General features: G+C 30.5%; 21 protein-coding genes. All 21 read right to left on the bottom strand.

Annotated elements, in window-relative coordinates; translation table 11 throughout:
• Window positions 1-563 precede the first annotated feature (563 nt).
• Complete coding sequence (locus ACA135_RS01075; RefSeq protein WP_409198472.1) at window positions 564-1,799, bottom strand: 4Fe-4S binding protein; 1,236 nt, start codon at window positions 1,797-1,799, stop codon at window positions 564-566.
• A 231-nt stretch (window positions 1,800-2,030) separates the two neighbouring features.
• Window positions 2,031-3,455 carry a Ni/Fe hydrogenase subunit alpha gene (locus ACA135_RS01070; protein WP_409198471.1) on the bottom strand — a complete coding sequence of 475 codons (1,425 nt, stop codon included), beginning with the start codon at window positions 3,453-3,455 and terminating at the stop codon, window positions 2,031-2,033.
• 2 nt (window positions 3,456-3,457) lie between these two features.
• Window positions 3,458-4,387: a F420-nonreducing hydrogenase gene (locus ACA135_RS01065; protein ID WP_409198470.1), complete on the bottom strand. Its 930-nt coding sequence runs from the start codon at window positions 4,385-4,387 to the stop codon at window positions 3,458-3,460.
• Window positions 4,388-4,417: 30 nt separating this feature from the next.
• Window positions 4,418-4,843, bottom strand: coding sequence for a hydrogenase iron-sulfur subunit (locus ACA135_RS01060; protein ID WP_409198469.1), 426 nt, complete (start codon window positions 4,841-4,843; stop codon window positions 4,418-4,420).
• Between the two features lie 1,202 nt (window positions 4,844-6,045).
• Window positions 6,046-6,582, bottom strand: coding sequence for a hypothetical protein (locus ACA135_RS01055; protein WP_409198468.1), 537 nt, complete (start codon window positions 6,580-6,582; stop codon window positions 6,046-6,048).
• 530 nt (window positions 6,583-7,112) lie between these two features.
• On the bottom strand, window positions 7,113-8,381 hold the full coding sequence (locus tag ACA135_RS01050; RefSeq protein ID WP_409198467.1) for a SufB/SufD family protein: 1,269 nt from the start codon (window positions 8,379-8,381) through the stop codon (window positions 7,113-7,115).
• Window positions 8,317-9,084 carry a Fe-S cluster assembly ATPase SufC gene (gene sufC, locus ACA135_RS01045; protein ID WP_409198466.1) on the bottom strand — a complete coding sequence of 256 codons (768 nt, stop codon included), beginning with the start codon at window positions 9,082-9,084 and terminating at the stop codon, window positions 8,317-8,319. Before sufC ends, ACA135_RS01050 begins: the two co-directional genes overlap by 65 nt.
• Window positions 9,085-9,258: 174 nt before the next feature.
• On the bottom strand, window positions 9,259-10,746 hold the full coding sequence (locus ACA135_RS01040) for a hypothetical protein (protein ID WP_409198465.1): 1,488 nt from the start codon (window positions 10,744-10,746) through the stop codon (window positions 9,259-9,261).
• 52 nt (window positions 10,747-10,798) lie between these two features.
• On the bottom strand, window positions 10,799-11,395 hold the full coding sequence (locus tag ACA135_RS01035; RefSeq protein ID WP_409198464.1) for a hypothetical protein: 597 nt from the start codon (window positions 11,393-11,395) through the stop codon (window positions 10,799-10,801).
• Window positions 11,396-11,404: 9 nt separating this feature from the next.
• A complete protein-coding gene (locus tag ACA135_RS01030) occupies window positions 11,405-12,331 on the bottom strand; it encodes a nucleotidyltransferase domain-containing protein (RefSeq protein WP_409198463.1) in 927 nt (308 codons plus the stop codon).
• A 258-nt stretch (window positions 12,332-12,589) separates the two neighbouring features.
• Window positions 12,590-12,856, bottom strand: coding sequence for a PRC-barrel domain-containing protein (locus ACA135_RS01025; protein WP_409198462.1), 267 nt, complete (start codon window positions 12,854-12,856; stop codon window positions 12,590-12,592).
• Window positions 12,857-13,090: 234 nt separating this feature from the next.
• The gene (locus ACA135_RS01020; protein ID WP_409198461.1) at window positions 13,091-13,699 is read right to left on the bottom strand and encodes an NTP transferase domain-containing protein; all 609 of its coding nucleotides are present in this window, start codon (window positions 13,697-13,699) and stop codon (window positions 13,091-13,093) included.
• 59 nt (window positions 13,700-13,758) lie between these two features.
• Window positions 13,759-15,225: a methanogenesis marker 14 protein gene (locus ACA135_RS01015; protein WP_409198460.1), complete on the bottom strand. Its 1,467-nt coding sequence runs from the start codon at window positions 15,223-15,225 to the stop codon at window positions 13,759-13,761.
• Window positions 15,226-15,595: 370 nt separating this feature from the next.
• Window positions 15,596-16,531, bottom strand: coding sequence for a tetrahydromethanopterin S-methyltransferase subunit H (gene mtrH, locus ACA135_RS01010; protein ID WP_409198459.1), 936 nt, complete (start codon window positions 16,529-16,531; stop codon window positions 15,596-15,598).
• Between the two features lie 24 nt (window positions 16,532-16,555).
• Window positions 16,556-16,792 carry a tetrahydromethanopterin S-methyltransferase subunit MtrG gene (gene mtrG / locus ACA135_RS01005; protein WP_409198458.1) on the bottom strand — a complete coding sequence of 79 codons (237 nt, stop codon included), beginning with the start codon at window positions 16,790-16,792 and terminating at the stop codon, window positions 16,556-16,558.
• Window positions 16,793-16,804: 12 nt separating this feature from the next.
• Window positions 16,805-17,011, bottom strand: coding sequence for a tetrahydromethanopterin S-methyltransferase subunit F (locus ACA135_RS01000; protein ID WP_409198457.1), 207 nt, complete (start codon window positions 17,009-17,011; stop codon window positions 16,805-16,807).
• Between the two features lie 16 nt (window positions 17,012-17,027).
• On the bottom strand, window positions 17,028-17,750 hold the full coding sequence (gene mtrA, locus ACA135_RS00995) for a tetrahydromethanopterin S-methyltransferase subunit A (protein ID WP_409198456.1): 723 nt from the start codon (window positions 17,748-17,750) through the stop codon (window positions 17,028-17,030).
• Window positions 17,751-18,074: a tetrahydromethanopterin S-methyltransferase subunit MtrB gene (gene mtrB, locus ACA135_RS00990; RefSeq protein ID WP_409198455.1), complete on the bottom strand. Its 324-nt coding sequence runs from the start codon at window positions 18,072-18,074 to the stop codon at window positions 17,751-17,753.
• 11 nt (window positions 18,075-18,085) lie between these two features.
• Complete coding sequence (gene mtrC, locus ACA135_RS00985) at window positions 18,086-18,883, bottom strand: tetrahydromethanopterin S-methyltransferase subunit MtrC (protein ID WP_409198454.1); 798 nt, start codon at window positions 18,881-18,883, stop codon at window positions 18,086-18,088.
• A gap of 1 nt (window position 18,884) precedes the next feature.
• Window positions 18,885-19,589, bottom strand: coding sequence for a tetrahydromethanopterin S-methyltransferase subunit D (gene mtrD, locus ACA135_RS00980; RefSeq protein WP_409198453.1), 705 nt, complete (start codon window positions 19,587-19,589; stop codon window positions 18,885-18,887).
• A gap of 13 nt (window positions 19,590-19,602) precedes the next feature.
• The gene (mtrE, locus tag ACA135_RS00975; protein WP_409198452.1) at window positions 19,603-20,547 is read right to left on the bottom strand and encodes a tetrahydromethanopterin S-methyltransferase subunit E; all 945 of its coding nucleotides are present in this window, start codon (window positions 20,545-20,547) and stop codon (window positions 19,603-19,605) included.
• Between the last annotated feature and the right edge of the window lie 359 nt (window positions 20,548-20,906).

Here is a 20,906-nt window from a genome sequence, read left to right as displayed (position 1 = left end):
TGATCTATTTTTTCATTCGTCTGTCTAAATATATTTTTTTTATTCTTTTTCATATGAAAGAAAATAATAGTAAAACCCTTATAATAAAAATAGAGAAGAAAGTTTTCCCCCCATTTTTCTTATTTTGGGATTACATCATCCCCATATAAACATTTTAACATGAAGTATTCTTTTAAATAACAATAGTTTTATGTCCTTTAAAATTTTCATACAATTATTATTATGGTGGGAATATGAGTAGGTGTAAGAGTGTTAGTTATTTTTTAACATCAAATTAAACCTTTCATTTTTGTTTTAATTTATTAAAACAATCCAAAACCTAATAAGTTCTTTTAAAGGGTTGTTAAAAAAATACCATGTTAATATAACCTTATTGTAATTATACAATAAATACTTTACTATATTATTCTCATAAAATATGAGTAAAAAAAATAGGATTATTTATTAGAAAATTTTTGATAATTAAAGAAAAAAAGAGTTAATAATTTTTTTTATAAGAAAAAAGGGGAAATAAGAGTAATTCCTCCCCTTAAAATTCCTTATAAAATTTGTTTATTTTGTGTTTATTTTAGTGATAGTGCTTCTTCTTTGCATCTTTCGATACAGTTTTCACAGAGTGTGCAGAATCCTGCTACAGGTAAGTTTGGTTTACTTGTTTCATGTAACATGTCATATGGACATGCACTTATGCAGTCTCCACATTGATCACATTTACTTGCATTGAAGTTTATACGGTTACGTGTAACTGTTACACCGTCTATGATTTTATCTACTTCTGCAAGTTGTAGTGCATCGTTTGGACATACTGCTGCACATGCTCCGCATCTTGCACACATGTTGAAGGATGGTTCTCCCATGTCACGTTTTTTGGAGGGTAATTCCATTCCACGTTTAGTGACTACACGTATTGCTTCTGTTGGACATTTAAGTGCGCAGGATCCATCGAAGATACATTTATTTGTATCACGGACTAGTCCTTCTTCGTTGGCTTGTGTTGCTTGTCCCCAAGTCACATCTAATGTAATGGCGTCGACTGGGCATAATTTTTCACAGAGTCCACATGCTGCACATGCTTTTGGCAATTTTATACTTAAATCTGCACCTTTAGCTTGTATGAAGTCTCCTGGACATGCATCTACACAAGTATTACATCCAATACAATCTGTATTGTTTAATGTGAAAGTGTTTATGGTTTTTCCACGTTTAGTTGGAATGTTTTCACTAATGTATACTGCATTCCATGGACATGTTTGTGAGCAGATTCCACATTTAATACAAGTATCTTCATCTATAGTGATTGGTTCACCATAACCAGATAAAGTAATTGCTTCTACTGGGCATTCACTTACACATGTTCCACATCCTACACAGTCTTCTATGTAGACTGCACCTTCAATATTTACTTCTCGAGTGGCTGGTTCTTTTATACCTGGCATACCGATTGCATCTACTGGACAAATATCAACACATTGTTGACACATTACACAGTATCCACCAAGTGGTAATTCTCCTTCCTCGTCTCCAAGTTTCATTATACTTTTAGGACATGCACTTATACATTCTCCACATTGGTCACATTTACTTGGATTGAAGTTTAATCTTACAACTGGATCTGCATCATCAGAAATGATAATGTCTCCAACAGTTAATGCACCATTAGGACACACATCAGCACATTTAGGTTCACTTTCACAAGTATCACAGTAAGTTACTGTTTCTTTTACTGCAATAGCACCTGAAGGACAAACTCCTTCACAAGCTCCACATTTGATGCAAGTATCTTGATTAACTGATATCATATTAGTTATTCTCCTAATTTAATTAATTAAATTTTTTTTCTTCAATTTATTATTTTAATTTTTTTGTTTGAAAAAAAAAATATTTTTTTTAATATAAAATAATTCTAAAAAAAAGGGATTATATAAAAAAATAATATGGGGGTTAAATAGTATTTTTTTCCTCATAAAAAACTTTTTTTTATAAAATTCTATTTTTTTTTTAGTATTATATTTTTTTTTGCATCAAATATTTTATATTTTCTTGACAAGGGTTCCTTCACTATCGTATACTTCAATAGTTGCAAGTCTCATTTGACCATCCATTGTATGGGTTGCACAGGATAAACATGGATCGTATGCACGAATAACCATTTCCATAAGGTTGAAGATTTTATCATCTACTTCAACACCAGGTTTAATGTAAGTTTTTGCGACTTGGTTTATTCCCATTTCCATTGCTGGATTGTTTTGGATAGTTGCAACAACGATGTTTGCTTTAGTTACAAGTCCATTGTCATCTGTTTTGTAGTGGTGGATTAATGTTCCACGAGCTGCTTCTACAATACCTGCACCTTCTCCTGCTACTTTTTCTTGTGGTTCCGGTACTTTTTCACCAGATAAGTCTTGATCTAATCCGTCAGCTGCACATTCTGCTGCTGCTAACATTTCAATAATTCTTGCCCAGTGGAAGAGTAATGGTTGTTGTGCGTATCCGAATTTTTCACGGAATTCTTCAAATGCAGCTTGAGCTAATGGTGCTTGGTCTGGCATTTTATCAGCAACATTTAAACGAGATAATGGTGCTACACGGTAAATTCCTTCAGGGTATCCTAATTCTTTAATGTATGGGAATTTTAACCAACTGTAAGGTTTTACATGTTCTGCAACAATGTCTTGGTATTCAAGGTTGTTGTATTCGTATTCGATTTTGGATCCGTCTTTAGATTTTATTCTTACGTTTCCATCATATACATCCCATACACCATCTTTAACGAGTCCACAGTGACGTGTGTCTCCGAAGTTTCCAAGGGTTTGTACAAGGTCTAATTTTTCAGCAAATACTGGTTTTGCAAGGTCAAGGGTTGCTTGAGCAAGTTCAACGTTTTCTTTTGCTTTTGCAAGTAAATCTGCTTGTGTTTCATCTGAAAGTTCTGTGGTTATTCCACCTGGAATACTACTAGCTGGGTGAATTGGACGTCCACCTATTGCTCTTACAATATCTAAACCATTTCTTCTGATTTTGATTGCTTGTAATGCTACTTCTGGACTGTCTTTAATGATTTGGAATACGTTACGGGTTTGTCTTGTTCCGTTTGGTATTATTAAATCTGGTGCTGCGAGGAAGTAAAAGTGAAGAGCGTGGGAGTGCATGAATGAACCCCAGTTTTCAATTTCTCTCATCTTATAAGCAGTAGGGAGTATTTCATCTCCGAATCCGAAGATTTGGTCTGCTGCTTTTGCTGCTGCGAAGTGGTGTTGTACATCACAAATACCACAGATACGTGGTACGATACGTGCTACTTCTTCTATTGGTCTTCCTTGTAAGAATTTTTCAAAACCACGGAATTCCATTACATGTAATTTTGTGTCTTTTACGTTACCGTTTTCATCAAGGTCTACGGTGATTTTTGCGTGTCCTTCAATACGGGTTACTGGTTCCATTGTAAGTGTTGTCATATTTATTTGCCTCCTTTTTGCATTTTCATTGGTACTAATGCATCAGGTAAAGTGTAGGTGTAGAATGTTCCTACGATATCATCTAATTCGTTTGCTACTTCTTCTGGATCTACATCTTTATCTTCTGATACTCCGTAATCTGATGCGATAGCGGAAATCATTTTTGCTCCTGCATCTTTAACATTTGCAGTTGGTCCGTAACATCCACGGCATGGTACGTTTGCATCTCCTGGGCATTCGGATCCACAGAGGGATACTGTTGCTGGTCCCATACATACGAGTCCTTGGGAGATTAAACATAAATCTTCTTCTGGTTTTCCAACTTCAAATTGTCTTTTGATGAAGTCCATTGCTAAACCTGCAGGTGGTTTTTCTCTTGGACATACTTCACAAAGGTTAGTTGTTGGTAATTCTATTGTTTCCCCATTTAATAATGTGATGATTGCTTGTGCAACTACATCGGATCTTGGTGGGCATCCTGGGATGGTTAAGTCCACATCAATACATTCGTGTAATGGTCTTACACGGGATTCAAGGTGTGGTACGCCTTCGCTTGGGATGATTCCTTCTGGGTTTACAGTACTGCAAGAGTTAATGTATGCTTCTTCTTCTAATTCTTCTACGGTGTGTAAGTTTCCAAGTCCTGGTATTCCACCGTATGCTGCACATGTTCCGTATGCAATTACAAAGTCTGCTTTTTCTCTTAACATTTCTGCTAATTCACGGTTTTCATTGTTTCTTATTCCACCTTCTACAATAAGTACATCTAAGTGTGGTACTTCATCATATTTGGTATCCATAAGTACTGGTGAAAATTTGAATTCTGCTAATTCTAATACATCAAGTAATGATTCGTGGAAATCAGCAATTGATAAGTGACAACCGGAACATCCTCCGAGCCACATGGTTCCTATTTGTGCTTTTTCAGCCATGTTATCATAATCCTCCAAATAATATTAAATTTATCCTTCTGCTTCGATTTCTTCTTTTAATGGGGATGGTCCGAGTTCTTTAATACGATTTACCATCATGGTTACAGTAGTTGCGAATTTTTCCCCTTCGGATGCACTGATCCAATCATGGTATACTCTTTCTTTTCCTATTCCAAGGTCTTCTACGAGTTTGTAAACTAATCTCATTCTTCTATCTAATTTGTAGTTTCCTGCATCGTAGTGGCAGTCTCCCATATGGCATCCTGCGATAAGTACTCCATCTGCACCTTCTCTGAATGCTTTAAGGATAAATTGTGGGTCTATTCTTCCGGAACACATTACTCGAATTACTCTTATATTCGGTGGGTATTGCATTCTAGCAGTACCTGCTGTGTCTGCTCCACCATAGGAGCACCAGTTACAACAAAACATTACTATTTTTACATCTTCGTCCATAGAGTTTTTCCTCCTCTAGAATATCTCAAATTTTTTTTTATATATATTTTTTTTTACCTTAAAAAAAGAAATATTGGTTTCCTTTTAAAGGATTTATATTTTTTTTTTGCTTTTTATAAAAAGTTTTTTTTATGTAAAACTAATATTTTTTTAAATAAAAAAAAAGTCTTAATTTTTCTTATTTAATTTTTAGTTTTTATTGTACGTTAATGAGCTAGCTCAGCTTAACATCAATGTACTGTTAATATATTAAATAAGTATTAAATATAAATGTTACTTCGAAAAGTATTTCGAAAGCTTTAAATATCATATTAAGTTTTTTGTATGTATTAATACTAACAGTTTTATTTTTAACTAAATACCTTTAAAATAATTAAAACACTATACAAACACTTAAAAAACTTCAATAAAAATCCAATAGACATTTAAAAAAATAAGAAACACAAACATCACCAACAAGAAAAATTATATGAAAAAATTAAAAAAAACAAAGCCCCTATAAAACATTGAAAAAAGTACCAATCAGTATACCTCTAGCTAGCAATATATGATAAAATCAACAAAAAATATAAAAATAAGAATAAACCCCAAAAAAATTTTAATAAAAAAAACATTACCCCCTTAAATATTTAAATTTCATCTAAAAACCAAAAATTAAAAGATCATTAAAAAAATACAATGAATAAATTAATACAATTATATGAAAAAAATATTTTTTATAAATATAAACTATACTAAGTAAGAGGAGTTAAAGTTATAACCTAAAGTTATAGTTAATTTAAAATCTGAAAATCTATACTATAAGAATAGAGTTAAAGTTATAACTTAAAGTTATAGGTTTTTTAAGATTTGAAAATGTATACTATAAGAATAGAGTTAAAGTTATAACTTAAAGTTATAGGTTTTTTAAGATTTGAAAATGTATACTGTATTATGGGAGTTATAGTTATAATTTAAAGTTATAACTCTTTTTCTATACAGGACCCTCGCAGAATTATAGTTTATTATTATTATTATTATTATTATTATTATTATTATTATTATTATACTAGCTAGAATATAGTTATAGTTATAACTTAAAGTTATAACTCCCCCCTTACACTACACTTGCGCAAAAATTTTAAAAGGTATGCAAAATGTGTATACAATTTAAAACTTAGTTAAATTTTTAATTTAAACTTTTATAATAAGTATATTTTTATTTAATCCTTGTTTTCCTGTTTTATTTGTATCATCCCCTCAATAAAACTATCATAATCTAAATCAAAATTGTTTTCATTATTAAACTTTTTTAAACTATTAATTAAAATTTCTAAGTACCTTTTTTGATTAAAAGATAAATTATTTTTATCTTTAAAAATTTCAGGAGCATACCTTCTATTAGATAATCGTTCTAACTGCTTATTTAAAAAATCTGAACATTTATCATTATAATATATTTTTTTTAATGTATCAGTTAAATCTAAGTTTTTAACTGTATTGTTTTTTTCTTCTAAAAAATTTATATCCTTTTTTAATTCCTTTAACTCTTTTTCAATTTCATCTCTACGGGTTCTCTTTAAATTTAATTCATATAATTCCTTATATTGTTCATTATTATCTGAATAAATTAATATTAAAAAATCTATTGCTTTAGCAACTTTTATACTAGTTGTTCCATCTAAATTTAAATTTTTTAATTCTTCAAATTTTTCTTTAGAGATCCTTCCTGAAATTGTCTTTGTATCTATGTTTTTCAAAATTTTTATTCTTTAAAACCCCACTATTTTATTATAATTTTTATATAAATTTATTTGACTTATATTTTTCTCTTAATTCCCCATTAAAGATTTAAAATTTAATTTTTTTCTTATTTTTCATTCCATTCTAAAAATTATATTCCTTAATTTTTTTTTGACTTAGATAGATTTGATAAGTTTTGTTTAAATCAAACTAAAATATCTGTACTTAAAATTTAAGTTTTAAAATTTTTTTTCACCTCCAATTATAATTAGGTAATTAATACTTTGTAAGTCATTTAAAAAAAATTAGTTTTCAAAATTAGTTAAAATGGAGTGTAATTATAAATAAACCAGTAAATTGTTTTAAAAAAATAGGAGAGTAATAAAATCATTTTTATTTAAGGTTTTGTTAAAAATTGAATTTAAAAATAGTTTAATTAAAGTTATAAAAAAATAGGGAATTTTAATCTTTATATAGACAAAGAAGAATTGTTTAATCTAGCTAGAAACATTATAAAAAAATAGAGGGAAAGGAAGAGTATTTATTTTTATATTCCTTTTACACTCATGTCTATCATTTCTTGTGTGGATTTTGCAAGTGCTGGTGGTAAGCCTGTTATATCCATACTTAAAAATCCTCTAACTATCATTGCAGCTGCTTCTTCTTCTGTTAAACCACGACTTGTAAGGTAATAGATTTCATCTTCATCTATTTTACCTACTGCAGCTTCGTGTGATAATTCAAGACCACTACTGTTTGCTTCTAATTCTGGTACAGCATAAATGCTTGAATCATCGGATAGTACGAGTCCGTTACATTCTAGGTGACCTTTTACGTTTGGTCGTTCACCTGCTAGGTGCCCTCTTGCATAAATTTTTGATTCATCATTACTTACTGCTCGACTAATAACTTCTGTTGATGCTCCATCACCGGAAAGTATTCCTCGTGCCCCACTATCAATGTAACTATCTTTTTGACCATTAAGGATGGTTTGGAATAGTGCACGTGAATTTTTACCTACACAGTGTGCTGTTGGATAAGATTGTAGAGAGTGTACTGGACTGGTTAAGATATAGTTATTTATAAATGTACCATTGTCTTCTACTTTTATTCCGGTTCTTGGACGTACTTCTACTTGTTCTGCCCAGTTATGTATCATGGTGAATGTGATTTTTCCACCTGGTTTGACGAATAGTTCTGAGACTCCTACGTGGAGTGCTGAGGATACATCGTCTCCTGTTGCACAACCAGTTATTAAATGTAGTTCTGAGTTTTCTTCTGCAATTATTATATTGTGAGTGGTTTGGATTACGTCTTGGTCTGCTATAAACATGCATGCTTGTACTGGGAAGGTTTGTTTGGTTCCTGGTTTACTTCTTATGAAGTAACCTGATCTTACATTTTCTTCAGATTCTCGAAGTGCTGTTTTTGCAGTGTATTTATCTGCGTCTGCTTGGACTGTTGTCCACATTAAATCTGATACCCAATTGTATTTATCTAATGCTTGTTGTAGGTTTAGTAATTCCACATCACCTGTTAGGCTGTCTTGGAAGATGTTACTTTGACCAACTTGTAGAAATGATCCTGCTCGATTAGTTTCATCAGAGTCTACTCCGACTTTTAGTAGGGTGTCTTGTGTTGATTTACTTACATCATCTAAGCTGTCTATTACATCATATGCATCTATAGTTTCTTCTGAATAGTTTTCTATAGTTACATCTGTTCCTATTGCTGCTTTTTTGTCTTTTGCTTTAGCAGCTTTTTGAGATACATTCCGCACATTCAACACATCCTCTAAATCCTTCTGTTTTAACATCTTGTATTATTTCTTCTGGGTTTCCTGAACAAGCGATTTCACCGTCTAGGAGTACATGTGCTATGTCTGCATTTACATAGTTTAGGATGTATCCGAGGTGAGTGATTAATAATCCTGATCTTGTTCTTTGTTTTGGTTTGGTATTTTTTTCTAATAATTCATTTATTTCTTCTGCTATTAATTCAACGTTTTCTATGTCTACTCCACTGTCAGGTTCATCAAACATTACGAATTCTGGTTTTTGTGCTAGGAGTTGGAGTATTTCTGATCTTTTAACTTCTCCTCCTGAGAATCCGAGGTTCACGTCTCTTTTTAGGAAGTCTTGGTTGAATTTTAGTTTTGTGCATAAGTTTTGCATTTTTGGTGAGAGTTCTTTTTCTATATCTTTGTTTTCTATGAGTCTTAATAGGTTTTCTACACTTACTCCTCTTATTGCTGGAGGTGTTTGGAAACTTACACCTATTCCTTTTTGAACTCTTTCGGTTGTTGTTAAGTTAGTTATGTCTTCTCCTTTAAATATTATATTACCATTGGTTATTTTGTAATTAGGAAATCCGAGTATGCTCATGAAGAGTGTACTTTTCCCTCCACCGTTAGGTCCGAGTAGGACGTGGGTTTCTCCTTCTTTTATACACAAGTCGATGTCTTTGAGTACTTGTTTTCCTTCGACTTGTACTGCTAAGTCTTCTATTTTTAGTAACATTTTATTTTCCACCACCATGAATTATTTTTATTTAAATACAAATTCTTTTTTTTTAATTATTAATTTTTTTTTATAGAAAAAAATATAACAATTATTATATTCTTCTTTTATTTGTTATCATTTATATAAACATTGTTATATTAAAAATTTTTCAATAAATTTGAGATTAATATATTAATTCTCATTAATATATTCATTAGCCATATTTTTAATTTCTTTTAATTTTTCTTCAGGAATCTTAAGATTGATATTCCTATTCTCATTAAAACATAAATCGTTATAGTTTCCAGTAAAACCTAAAATTTTAAGTATACATCTATTCAACAAAGTCATGTAAACATAAGTTAAAAGAATTAATTTAATTTCCGTTTCTGGTTTCATTTTATGTCCATGAGCTATAATATTCCGATAATCCATAGCTTTTTTTTCTACTTTCCCTACTTCAATCCCAATATCCTCAAAAAAATCATCATATCTACTTGTCCCACTTTTTTTATAAGCATTATTAATTTTATTTAATAATTGAGGATATTCATCCAACTTCTCATTAATACTCTTTAGTTCAGCTTTAACAATATTATTATACTCTTCTTTAGATAAAAACTCGGTTTTTTTGTTACTTAACCAATAATCAACTAAAAAATCTAAAGCACCAGCAATAATAACAATAGCTGAATCTGTTGATGTTAACATAGAATCAAATAACAATTTAAATACATTTGAAAAATTTTCGTCCATACATATATAATTATCTAATAAAAGTTTCAAATCTTGTTCTATACAATTATTAAAAAGGGGTAAATCATATTTTATAGGACATAAATCATTTAAACCTGATATTATTTTTAAGTTAGTAATTGGAGAAATATTAGGTTCAATAGATATTTCATTTAACGGCCAACCATTCTTATCAAAGGATGTTTCCCCAACCTTAATTAACAATCGTCCAAAGAAAAATGATAATATTTCATGAATTTTTTTCATATCATTTTGAGAAGGAAAACCAAATTGTTTTTGATATTCAATTCCAATACAATTTGACCAATTAGGACCAAATCTTTCAGGAACTTTCCCTATAATAAAAGAAGAACAATTTGTAGGTTCAATAAATAAATAATCACGAACTATTGAAGATATTTTATCAGTAAAATTAGAACTATTTTGATAATTAAAATTTTCAGAATTTAAATCTAACCTATTTTTAACATAAAAATCTTTTTTAATATACTCAGTAGCTCTTTTAAAAGCTTTTTCTGAGGAACCATTAACATACCATTCACTTGTCCAAGAAATTTCTTCCTTATTAAAATTATGTGATTGATTGTTTAAGTTTTTAATATAAAAAGTAAATTCATAATTCTTTTTTACATCAAATGTTAATTTTATCATTGAACTACAGGAAAAAGTTAAAATATTTGAATTTGAACTTACCTGAAATTTGGGAGGAGAATTACTTCTAAAAAGTTCTCTAACAAATTCAACTTCATCCACATTGAAACACTCACCCGAAAATAATCCAATGATATTATATTGTTCATCTCTTTTAATTTTTAATTTATTACAATTCGGTATAGAAATATTTAATTCATAATGATTAGAACTTAAATCATATTCTTTTGAATTTTTTAAAAATTCCCATTCGATTTTATTAAAATAAGGCATTAATACTCCTCCTTTAACAATTTTAAATATAAAAATGATTAAAATTTATAAACTATTTAATATTTTTTTTACATAATTTAATTTTTCCATATGTTCTTCTTTGTTCATCTGTATAATAATTACCAACTAGACAATTCTCCTTATAAATTAAGGATGTTGTTCCCCCATGTGAATAAAAATCTTTATCAGAATTATTCTTAGTTTTATTATAATAAATATATTCTACTTTAGGGTATGTTGAATCTTCTGTGAAAAAAGTTAATGCTTTAGTTTTAGATTCCGCAGTATCTGTATTTAAATAAATAATAATTTTTGTCCATGTTTGTTTTATTTCAACATGAACATCTATTGGATCATAACAAGGATTAATAACTTGACCTTCCCAATTTCCATTTAAATCAGGACATTTCACTATCCAGTTATTAATAGGTTTCTTACTCCATAAAAAATCATTAAATAAAAAAAATAAAAAAGAAAAACATGCAATGAAGGTAATTAAAAAGAAAGGAAAATAAAAAATTGAAACAAAAAAATTATGGAACCAAATAGGGAAAATATAATTTATTAGTGCATCTAAAAAACCTGCAAAAATTAATATAATAGTTAATATAAATTTATCATGATTTTTATCAACTGAATAGTTATGCATAATAACATCTTACCTATTAAAAGAGTTTACCCAATTTAAAAACTTTAATGCATGTTTTTTATCCCATTGATTATCCGAATCACCAAATAAATAGTTTTGTTCATCTTGAGTTTTCATTTCCATAAAATTTGGTTCATTTAATAAATAGTTTAATATTCCAAAAAATCTTTTTTCAATGTTATAGTTTTGATAATAATTATCTGGAACATTATATAATAAGCATTCAATAAAATAAGATGAAACAATGCTTTCAGAAATTACACTATTTGAAACTAAATAACTTTTAATGTTTTTAAAAATTCGTACAGTTCTTTTATAATTACTATTAACTCGACTATTTTTATTAAAACCATTTTTTTTATGTAGCTTAGGGTAACTAACTATATTTTCATTATTAGAAGTATACACTTTTATTCCCTCAATATAATTAGGGTATTTAGTATAATTATGATAATTATTGCTAACAACTAAATCAACATTTAAAGGAGTCCCAGAAATTTTTAAACATTTCTTTTTTCTTAGAAAATTATAGTTAGAATCATTTAATACAGATAAAACTGAATCATAAAAATCTTTTATACTTAGCTTTGCATTACTATGATTTCTATGAAAATCCTCTTGATCTTCTTTAGAATTTTCATTTATATTATGATTAAAAATATCATTTAAATTAATAATAACATCAACATCACTATCTCCAGGAATATTAGTCTTATTTGCATAGGATCCTTGAATAAAAACATCATAATTAAAATCATTAATATTTTTTAAAACATTTTTCAATCTATTATAAGATAATTTAGAATTTCTGATTGAACCTAAATTTTCATATGCTTGTAATTGATATTTATTTAATTTAATATTAATCCCCCTTAAATTTAATAAATTTATTATTAGTATTATGGAGATTAAATATATTATAACTTTTCCAAGCATTTGAAAAATAATATTCTTAATATCTAAAAAAAGATGAAAAATTAATATATATTAATATTTTTGTCTAATAAATATTCATTTTTTAAAATTATGCCATGAGTTAAAATTTTTTTAAATTGGAATAATTTTTTCTAAAAAAGAATTAATTAAGTCTTAAGTTATTAAATATTGAAAAATAGAAATTATAAAAATTGTTTTAAAAAAAAGTAGTAGTAATGTAAAAAAATGGGGGAGTATTAGAGAATTTAGAGAATAGTTTTATTCTGTTACTATTATGAATTCTCCAACTTTTTCAACTTTAGTGAAAGGAACGAGTAATAGGTCTCCTTTACGTTTAGCGCCTTTTACATGAACGTTACGGCCACTTTCTACGCGAATAGCAATATCAACTATTTTACCAGTTTTTTCGTTTATTATAAGTTCGTCAAGAACTCCAAGTATACGTGCATTATTGGTTGCTACTTGATAATTCTTAATTTCACTCCACATTTTTTCTTCTTTTTTAGGTATTGCCTTATTTTCCATTATAAATTCCACCAAGTTAATTTTTTTCATATGTTTTTTAATTTCTGTATTCTTTTATGTATAAAAAAAAATTTTTAATATTTTATTCTATTAACAGTTTTTTTAAGGGATTTTGTTTTTTTTTAGATAAAATATTTTTTTTTAAAAAAGCCTGAATTAAAGTTTTTATATTATTAAATAAATCTATGTAGTTATAAAATATATAAACTTTTTGATAAGTCTTTTTTTATTATTTTATTTTAATAATTTAAGCCCTATCTGTATATTATTTAATGTATTCATGTTAAGTGCTAGTTCTATATGTGGTAAAATTAAATCTTCTTGTTCTTGAATGATATTTTCGCTTCGAACTATGTTTAATCCTGAAGGTACTAATCCTTTATATGCATACTTGTAATCTAGGTTGTTGGTATTGAAAATTTCTTCAGGAACAAAAACACTTAAAGCATCAGTTTGAACTTTTTCATATTCATTTAAAACTTTATTTAAAATATTATAATTTATAAAAGGAAGATCAGTATTGATAAATAGTACTGTATCCTTTTTTGAATGTTTCTCTAGTAATTCTAAAATGTAGTTATAATCTTTAAGATATCCTTCACCTGGAGTACTTAGGATAAATTCATTATAAGAATCTATTAAGTCTAGGTTGAAGTTTTTAAATCCTTTTTCTTTTAAATGTTTTAGTGTTTGGTTTGTATGTGGGCTTAGTGCTATGATAATTTTATCAACTTTTGATTTTTGAAGGTTTCCTATTACATGGTCTATTAGGGGTTTACCATTAAAATTGTATAATGGTTTTTCAACTTTATTATTTAAACGTGTCCCACGTCCACCAGCCATTAGTATACTAAAAATCATAAAAAAAAGAAAGAATAAAGTTTATAATATTTTATGTTTAATTATGTTTTTTTGTTTTGAAGTTGCATACGTTTTTTAAGTATACAATGTTCTCCTTGGTTTCCACCTAATGGTGTTTTTGGAGTACCCATACTATTCATACAACGAGCCATAGTAGCTGCACCTAAACCTAATCCATCTTCAACAAATACTACTTGATCGAATTTTTCTTTAGTGTATTCAAGTATAAGGTTAGGTTTACGTCCTGTGATACCTGCACGACCTGTTACACCTAATATGCTTCCAGGTAGGACAAGTTTTTCTTCAAATGCTATATCTAGTAAGCGGTCAACTATTATTGCACTTACATGATCCATTGTTGCAAGTAAGGTTGGAAGACCATCTTCATCATAGAATTGTCCTCCTAATTCCATTAATTCACCTAATCCATCTGCATTAGTTCCAACATCACAACCTATTAGAGTGGTTCCTGCATCTTTTGCTCGGGTACTGTCTAATGGTACTGTACCGAAACGTTCCATACCTTCTGGTACTTTGGTGATGTTTATGAGTTTATGTGCTTCTTGTGCATTGATTTTTGCTTTTTTCTGATCTCCTTTACGTAGGAGTTTTGGATCATATAAATCTAGTGCTGCTCCACCTTTGGGGTCTACTTGTTTACTTCCACGTGCAAGTGAATCACTTATAACACCTGCAAGTCCTAAAAAGTTACCTATTGTATTTGCGTATGGTTCTTCTTTGTTTACTATACGGCCGGCTAGTGTACTTCCGAAATCTAGGCTGACACAGGGGTTTCGGTAATCGACTTCTGTCCATTTACTTCCTAGTTTTATTCCTGCTGTTACTAGTTCTCCTTCCATTTCGTTTGCTACTACTTCTCGGCCTCGTGGTGGAACTACACTTACTACTGCTCCATCGAAACTTATATTGTCTAGTAGGGTGAAATTTTGTAATCTTTTTGGTAATTGTTGTGTGGTCATTGCTGGTGCCATTTTTTTAGGTGGTATACCTGCATTTAAGCATCCGTCTGCTAGTGCTATTACTAGTTTACCTACTTCTTGTGTGGTTGCAAAACCTGCTGTTACACCTGTTGAACGTACTACGAAGTCTAAGTCTTTTTCCATGTCTACGTTTGCTTTGTGTAGGGATTCTAGTACTGTGTCTTTTATTAAATCTGCTACTGATTCTTTTGATAATTCTATTCCCCAAACTGTTGAACCGAATACTTCTTCGTCGGGTTTTGGTTTTCGAATATCTCTAGTCATTTTAACTGTTTTATCTAGTAGGTAGGATTTACTAGAATTTAAGTTGGTAGCTGTAAGAATACATTTGGTTGTTGTGTTTCCGAGTTCTACACTTGCAACAACATAATACTCATCAGGTCTTGTTTTGAAACCTGGACTTTGAGGCCGGTTAGTACTAGCTTTTAGAAAATCTAATTTTTCTGTTTGACTATGAGCTATGACTGGTTTTGGGCCTTTATTGAATAAATTACCTAAAAATGACATTTTTATACACCATTTAACTCCTAAAATTAATATTATAAAATTTTTTATTTTTATGCTTGTTTATTGGGTTTATAAATATAACAATATAAATTTTATTAAATTGTTCTAATATAGAATAGGATTTCCAGGAATTTTAATTAAATCTAGGGGGTGTTTTAATTTTTGTAAAAAAAAGTTAGTAATAATTTATGTAAAATTAGTATTAATATGGTTTTAAAAAAATTGGTTTTATATAGAATTTAAGTTTTAAATAAAAATTTTTACTTAAAACCTAAAAGCCCATATAAAGCCTTTATATTTTTACGTGTTTAACTTTAAAAGAGTTTAAAGAAGTAAACTCTATAGTAAAATCCTCAAACTAATAAATTATTTATAATAATTTATTGAATGGGTGAGTTTCTATAGGTTCAGTTCCTAAATCTTTTGCAGCTTCAGCAACGAATCCATCAGCCATAGCAGCTGCTGGGAAAACATCAGGACTGTTTTCGATAGGTCCAAAGAGACAGAAGTCTCCTCCTACAGCAATTTGTAAAAGGTCAGAACCTATATCACATACGTGGAAAGTTTCTTTACGTACTGTCTTTTTGTAGTCTCTTAACCAATCCCATGCAGATGGTACATTATGAATACCGGATCCTATAGGGTAACCCCATTTACTTTTTTCAGCAAATGTTGTTCTGAGTGCAGGACCTGCACCTTGACCTAAAGGAGTAATAGCTACATCCATAAATGGTTTATCAATACCACATTCGTCTGCTAATTCAAGAATTCCTTGATCCATTACAGATCCACCATTTTCCCAAATATCGATTTTACCTTCGACACCAGGTTCCATTGGGTTGAATCCGAGAATAATTGAAGAAGAAATATCGGTTTCTTTAACTGCTTCGATTTCAGGTTCTTCACAAGCCATACTTAAACTGTTATATATAGCTCTGTCAGTTAAACCTGCATCTTGAGCATATCTAGCACCTGCTACTTTAGCATCAGCACTAGTAGAATCAATCATGAAAGCCTTGTCTGATACATCACCGACAAATTCTAAGTATTTTACCATAGCTTCTGGTGTTGCACCAAAAGTTTGGATAATACATGGGTTACCAGTGGTATCTTCCATTTCTTCCATATGTTTAATTAATTCTTCAGCTTTGTCTTTATCGAAAATTCCTTCTTTTTCATCACTAATAATTTTGTGTCCGCCATAAAAGATAGTTCCTGCAAGTACGGTTGGATATTCTCCAGGTTGACCACCACATTTACATCCAGCAACATCTACGACGACTTGTTCTTTATCAAACTTATACATTTGTTAATCCTCCAAATATTAATTCTAGAGTAATCCTGTCAATATTGCTACTAAATTAAATTTAATAAATACTAACAATATTATCATTCCTATAATTATACCATATAAAATACCAACATCTCTACCAGATTGTTGACCTAAACGTTGGTAATATTCACCAATAGTAAAATCAACTTTTTCTTCAACATCATCTAATCTTGCACTAGATTTATCGAATTCTTCTGCAGAAACAAGTACTTGAGGTATTTCATTATCAGCCATCATAACACCTCTTTACATTCCGCATAATTTAACTATTAATGGTATTACAAGACATAGTGCAAAAGCAAATATAAGTCCGTATCCTATACCACTAACTCTAGTTTGATATAATCCTGACCATAATCGACCTTGTCTTCCTATAAGTTTAGAAGATCGATTAATGTTTTCAGATGTACTTTTAATACCTTTCATGTTTGGTTTGTTTGAAAATTTAACCATAATCCTACCTCCTAACTTATATTATTAAGAATAAAGCTCCGATTACTAAGGTAAATACAAGACCAATCATGATTCCTTGTACTTTTCCTGCATAATTACCGGATAAATCCTTTTCAACTGCTCCAATCATTTTGATTTGGGTGTTGATGTTTCTCATTCGTGCTTCGAGTAAAGCGGTTTCAGGGGTTACAGGACGTACTGCATCTCCTTCGTCTTCGTCTTCATCGTCGTCACTAACGTCGATTACCATTGCTTCTTCTTCAAAAGCACCTGGATCTTTTTCAACACATTCTTTTACTTTGGAAGCAATTTGACCTTCATCTTCTACATCGATTAAATCAACTATTTCAACTTGTTGTTGGAATCTTGCAATTCCATCTTGTGGAATATTATCGATATATGGGATAGCTCCAGGAGCACCTATGATTTCTCCTTTGTCAGGGTCAGCACCGTTTTCATGTAAAGCTTTTAAACTTGCACCAGTAATGTGTCCTTGTACTTCAGCACCACATACTATTAAGAATCTGATGTTTGGATCAGAAATAGTGTTAGCGATTACTTTTTCAAGACCAAGGTTTTCAGTGTGACAGTGACCTGCAATAGCAGCTCCAGCAGCAACAGCAGCTTCTTCTAAATTAGAAGCTAAAGTTACAGCTGCAACAGGGCTTTCAGGGTCACCTGTAACATAATCTCCTGTGATAAGAGGCCAATCTGCTGCAGGTTCTTTTTTATCTACCATCTATAATACCCCCATCTTAGCTAAAATAGGAAGTATAGCTACTAATAAAAGTAATCCAATTAAGAATCCGTAAACAAAGTTTGTTTGTTTACCTGCAGTAACATAGGAACCTGCTCTTCCAGCATAAGCACCTACAGGAGCAGTGGTTGGGTCTAAAGAATTAATTAATTCATCAGCTGCTTCTTCTATTTTATCTATTTCAACATTAACATCGTCTAAGGTGACTAAAACTCCGCCACCAATAGCTCCACCTATTGATCCTGTTACAGGGTCAATAGCTAGATCCATTTCTGGGACAACTTGAATTAAAGGTAACATTTCCATAATTGAACCTCCTATTGATCCTCTGTTTTAGGCCATAAACCAGACCATTTAACGGATGCTGCAGCTTCATTAGACATTTTAAGGAATTTTTTGTAACTGCAAATCCATCCAATAACTCCAACAATTATTACTAATAAGGAAACTAATCCAGAAGGTATTAATAATAAACCAACGACACAAATTGCAAGGAAACCATTAGCAACTGCTAAGGTTAAAGTTCTTTTTTGATCTTCGTTAGGTCCAAGACAAGCATTAAATGGTTCTTGTATAGCCATAGTGTTTAAAATAAAGAATAAAACAATGTAACCTGGTATAAGTACTGCTGCAGATATTGAAGCAATATCATAAGCACCAGCTAATGCTACGGAAAATGCTATAACAGATAAAGCTGCTGCTCCAGCAATTTCAGTAGTACATCTAAGTAAAACAGGTATTTTCATTCCTACAATTTTTTTAGCTATAACTGCTACAATGAAACCTAAAACCATTGCAATTATTAAAGCGAATATAGGTCCTAACATTGCAAATCCAGATAAAGCTGGGACTAATGTTAAAGCAAGACCAGATAATCCACCAATAATACCAATAGCTAAACACATGTAACCTATAGAAGGTACACCAGTACCTAAACCATATCCTGCAACGGTTCTAATAGCATTTGCACCCCATACGATAGCACAAATACCACCTAAACAAGCAAGAAGTGGTCCTATAAGAGAGTTGATACCAACTAAATATATTCCTAATAATCCACCAATTATTCCTACTGCAAGTAATGCATTGGAATTAACTGCGTTTTCTTCAGCCATTTTAGATACCTCCTAAAATGAGTACACAAAGTATAGCGCAGATAATAGATGCGATAAGACAAGCTGCGAATCCACGACCGATTTTTTTGAACTTAGGATCATGGAATCCTTCAATAGTACCTCCTATATTATAAGAAGCAATAACAGAATTAATGAAATAAACAGAAATAGCGATAATAGCTGCTAATGCAGCTGCTTCTATAGGGGTTGTAATAAAACTAGCGTTGGTAGCTGCGGTATTTACTGTGTAGTAAATAAGTCCACCACCAGCACCTCCCATAAGAGCACCAATAATTCCACTGACGAAACAGACAGTAGGAATTCCGTGTCCTTCTGTACCAGGTGTACAATAAATTTCTTGATTTCTACCAGTAATAGGATCGTTATCTACTTTTGCAGAAGCTGGTACTACACCACAACCATATACATAAATATAGTTTGCAATTAACATGGTGAATCCCATCATTAACATTGCACCAATTGCACCTGCTAAAACAATAAGATACATTGGTTGACCAGTCATTGAAGCTGCTGTAACAAGTCCAGTCATACCTGCACCTGCTGCTAACATAGCTGTACCAGTACCTACACCGGTTGCTGTTGCCATAGCTGCTGGAGCTCCACCTACAGGAATAAAGTGTACTCCTGCTCCAATAAGAACTCCACCTACAGCGATAAATATAATTAAACTAATTGGGTCTAACATAATTTTATCCTCCTTATTGTCCTGCCTTTTCAGCTTCTTCTACAAGTTCAGCTTCTTCTGCAGGTTTAGCTTCTTCTTCATAAGGTCCATAAACATTACGAGCAAAAGTTTCTAATCTAAAGTTAAGATAGATTAAAATTAATATAATTATTGCACCAGCAATAATACCACCAGTAACTCCGAATACTACAGTAATCCAGAAACTGAAGAATACGATTAATCCGAAACAAACACCAGTTAAAGGTCCACCAAATTTAGCACAAAAGTTTCCTACATCGATACTGTTTTTAGCACCACATGCTTCTTTAGTAACTATATCTCCTTGAATAGCTACAGGAGTACCTCCACCAAATGGGTAAGTTTGATATTCACTTTCTGTACCGTAGTGAACATCCCCAGTTGAAGATCCGATAGCACCAATAGTAATACCCCATACAACACCTAAAACAGGTAATGGGAAGCTAACTAAAGGATTTCCTCCGAGAGGGATTGTCATTAAATAACAGAAACTTGTAATACAAAAAGTTGCAATAAATCCATGACCTGCAATAGGTCCTAAACATTCAATCAATAGATCATAAAATAGTGGTTGTTGGAACTGAGCTTGACCAACAATACGACCAATATGAGCTGTTGTTGTATATATAACGTGTACAAGAGCAGCAACTGTTGCACCAATAGCTATAGCTATAATAGGTAAGGATAAAAATCCAGCATTTAATGTCATAACTAAATAAGCTACGGAACAAGAAATTCCACACCATACACCGTAAGCGACTGGTTCCCCAGAGATCGCTTTATTTATCATTCTGTGTAAATGTCCCATTTGCGGAGCGAGTTGTACTTGTGAGTTAGGGTTACTTTCAGAACCGATATCAGATTCGATATCTTCTGATGCCCCACCAATAGTAGCAGCTATTCCGATTAATGCGACTACACCTAATGTAATTGGGTCCATATATTTTTTCCTCCTTAGTTTTTATTAAATTAATTTAATAAATTTAATAAGCTAATTTAAAGAAAACAATAATAATTATCTTCTTTAATAATTATTTCTCACTTTATAATGGTTCTGATTAATTAATAATTAATCATTAACAATTATTTTTATCCCAAAAAAAATAATTGTCATCCCATTTTTTAAAGGATTGCACTCATTTTTTTATTAATTGATTTTTTTCTCCATTAAAAATAAATTCAGGACATATAATTATTTTTAATATTTTTTTATTAATAACTACTTGAATTCCTTTTTATTAGAGTAAATAGTTTATAACTTAATGAAAACTTATAAACTAAAGTAAAACTTTCTAAAAA

Origin of the sequence: Methanobrevibacter acididurans, assembly GCF_046197875.1 — an archaeon.
Lineage (GTDB): Archaea > Methanobacteriota > Methanobacteria > Methanobacteriales > Methanobacteriaceae > Methanobrevibacter_A > Methanobrevibacter_A acididurans.
Note: the sequence above shows the minus strand (reverse complement) of the source record. Positions and strands in the feature narration are given on the sequence as shown.

What these genes read in the sequence shown, in the direction of transcription:
- ACA135_RS01070 (WP_409198471.1), bottom strand. Translation starts at nt 3,455, where the DNA reads ATGACAACACTTACAATGGAACCAGTAACCCGTATTGAAGGACACGCA.
- ACA135_RS01040 (WP_409198465.1), bottom strand. Translation starts at nt 10,746, where the DNA reads ATGCCTTATTTTAATAAAATCGAATGGGAATTTTTAAAAAATTCAAAA.
- mtrE (WP_409198452.1), bottom strand. Translation starts at nt 20,547, where the DNA reads ATGGACCCAATTACATTAGGTGTAGTCGCATTAATCGGAATAGCTGCT.
- mtrD (WP_409198453.1), bottom strand. Translation starts at nt 19,589, where the DNA reads ATGTTAGACCCAATTAGTTTAATTATATTTATCGCTGTAGGTGGAGTT.
- ACA135_RS01075 (WP_409198472.1), bottom strand. Translation starts at nt 1,799, where the DNA reads ATGATATCAGTTAATCAAGATACTTGCATCAAATGTGGAGCTTGTGAA.
- ACA135_RS01035 (WP_409198464.1), bottom strand. Translation starts at nt 11,395, where the DNA reads ATGCATAACTATTCAGTTGATAAAAATCATGATAAATTTATATTAACT.
- mtrA (WP_409198456.1), bottom strand. Translation starts at nt 17,750, where the DNA reads ATGGTAGATAAAAAAGAACCTGCAGCAGATTGGCCTCTTATCACAGGA.
- mtrG (WP_409198458.1), bottom strand. Translation starts at nt 16,792, where the DNA reads ATGGCTGATAATGAAATACCTCAAGTACTTGTTTCTGCAGAAGAATTC.
- ACA135_RS01000 (WP_409198457.1), bottom strand. Translation starts at nt 17,011, where the DNA reads ATGGTTAAATTTTCAAACAAACCAAACATGAAAGGTATTAAAAGTACA.
- ACA135_RS01060 (WP_409198469.1), bottom strand. Translation starts at nt 4,843, where the DNA reads ATGGACGAAGATGTAAAAATAGTAATGTTTTGTTGTAACTGGTGCTCC.
- mtrC (WP_409198454.1), bottom strand. Translation starts at nt 18,883, where the DNA reads ATGGCTGAAGAAAACGCAGTTAATTCCAATGCATTACTTGCAGTAGGA.
- ACA135_RS01025 (WP_409198462.1), bottom strand. Translation starts at nt 12,856, where the DNA reads ATGGAAAATAAGGCAATACCTAAAAAAGAAGAAAAAATGTGGAGTGAA.
- sufC (WP_409198466.1), bottom strand. Translation starts at nt 9,084, where the DNA reads ATGTTACTAAAAATAGAAGACTTAGCAGTACAAGTCGAAGGAAAACAA.
- ACA135_RS01050 (WP_409198467.1), bottom strand. Translation starts at nt 8,381, where the DNA reads ATGTTAAAACAGAAGGATTTAGAGGATGTGTTGAATGTGCGGAATGTA.
- mtrH (WP_409198459.1), bottom strand. Translation starts at nt 16,531, where the DNA reads ATGTATAAGTTTGATAAAGAACAAGTCGTCGTAGATGTTGCTGGATGT.
- ACA135_RS01020 (WP_409198461.1), bottom strand. Translation starts at nt 13,699, where the DNA reads ATGGCTGGTGGACGTGGGACACGTTTAAATAATAAAGTTGAAAAACCA.
- ACA135_RS01065 (WP_409198470.1), bottom strand. Translation starts at nt 4,387, where the DNA reads ATGGCTGAAAAAGCACAAATAGGAACCATGTGGCTCGGAGGATGTTCC.
- ACA135_RS01030 (WP_409198463.1), bottom strand. Translation starts at nt 12,331, where the DNA reads ATGCTTGGAAAAGTTATAATATATTTAATCTCCATAATACTAATAATA.
- mtrB (WP_409198455.1), bottom strand. Translation starts at nt 18,074, where the DNA reads ATGGAAATGTTACCTTTAATTCAAGTTGTCCCAGAAATGGATCTAGCT.
- ACA135_RS01015 (WP_409198460.1), bottom strand. Translation starts at nt 15,225, where the DNA reads ATGTCATTTTTAGGTAATTTATTCAATAAAGGCCCAAAACCAGTCATA.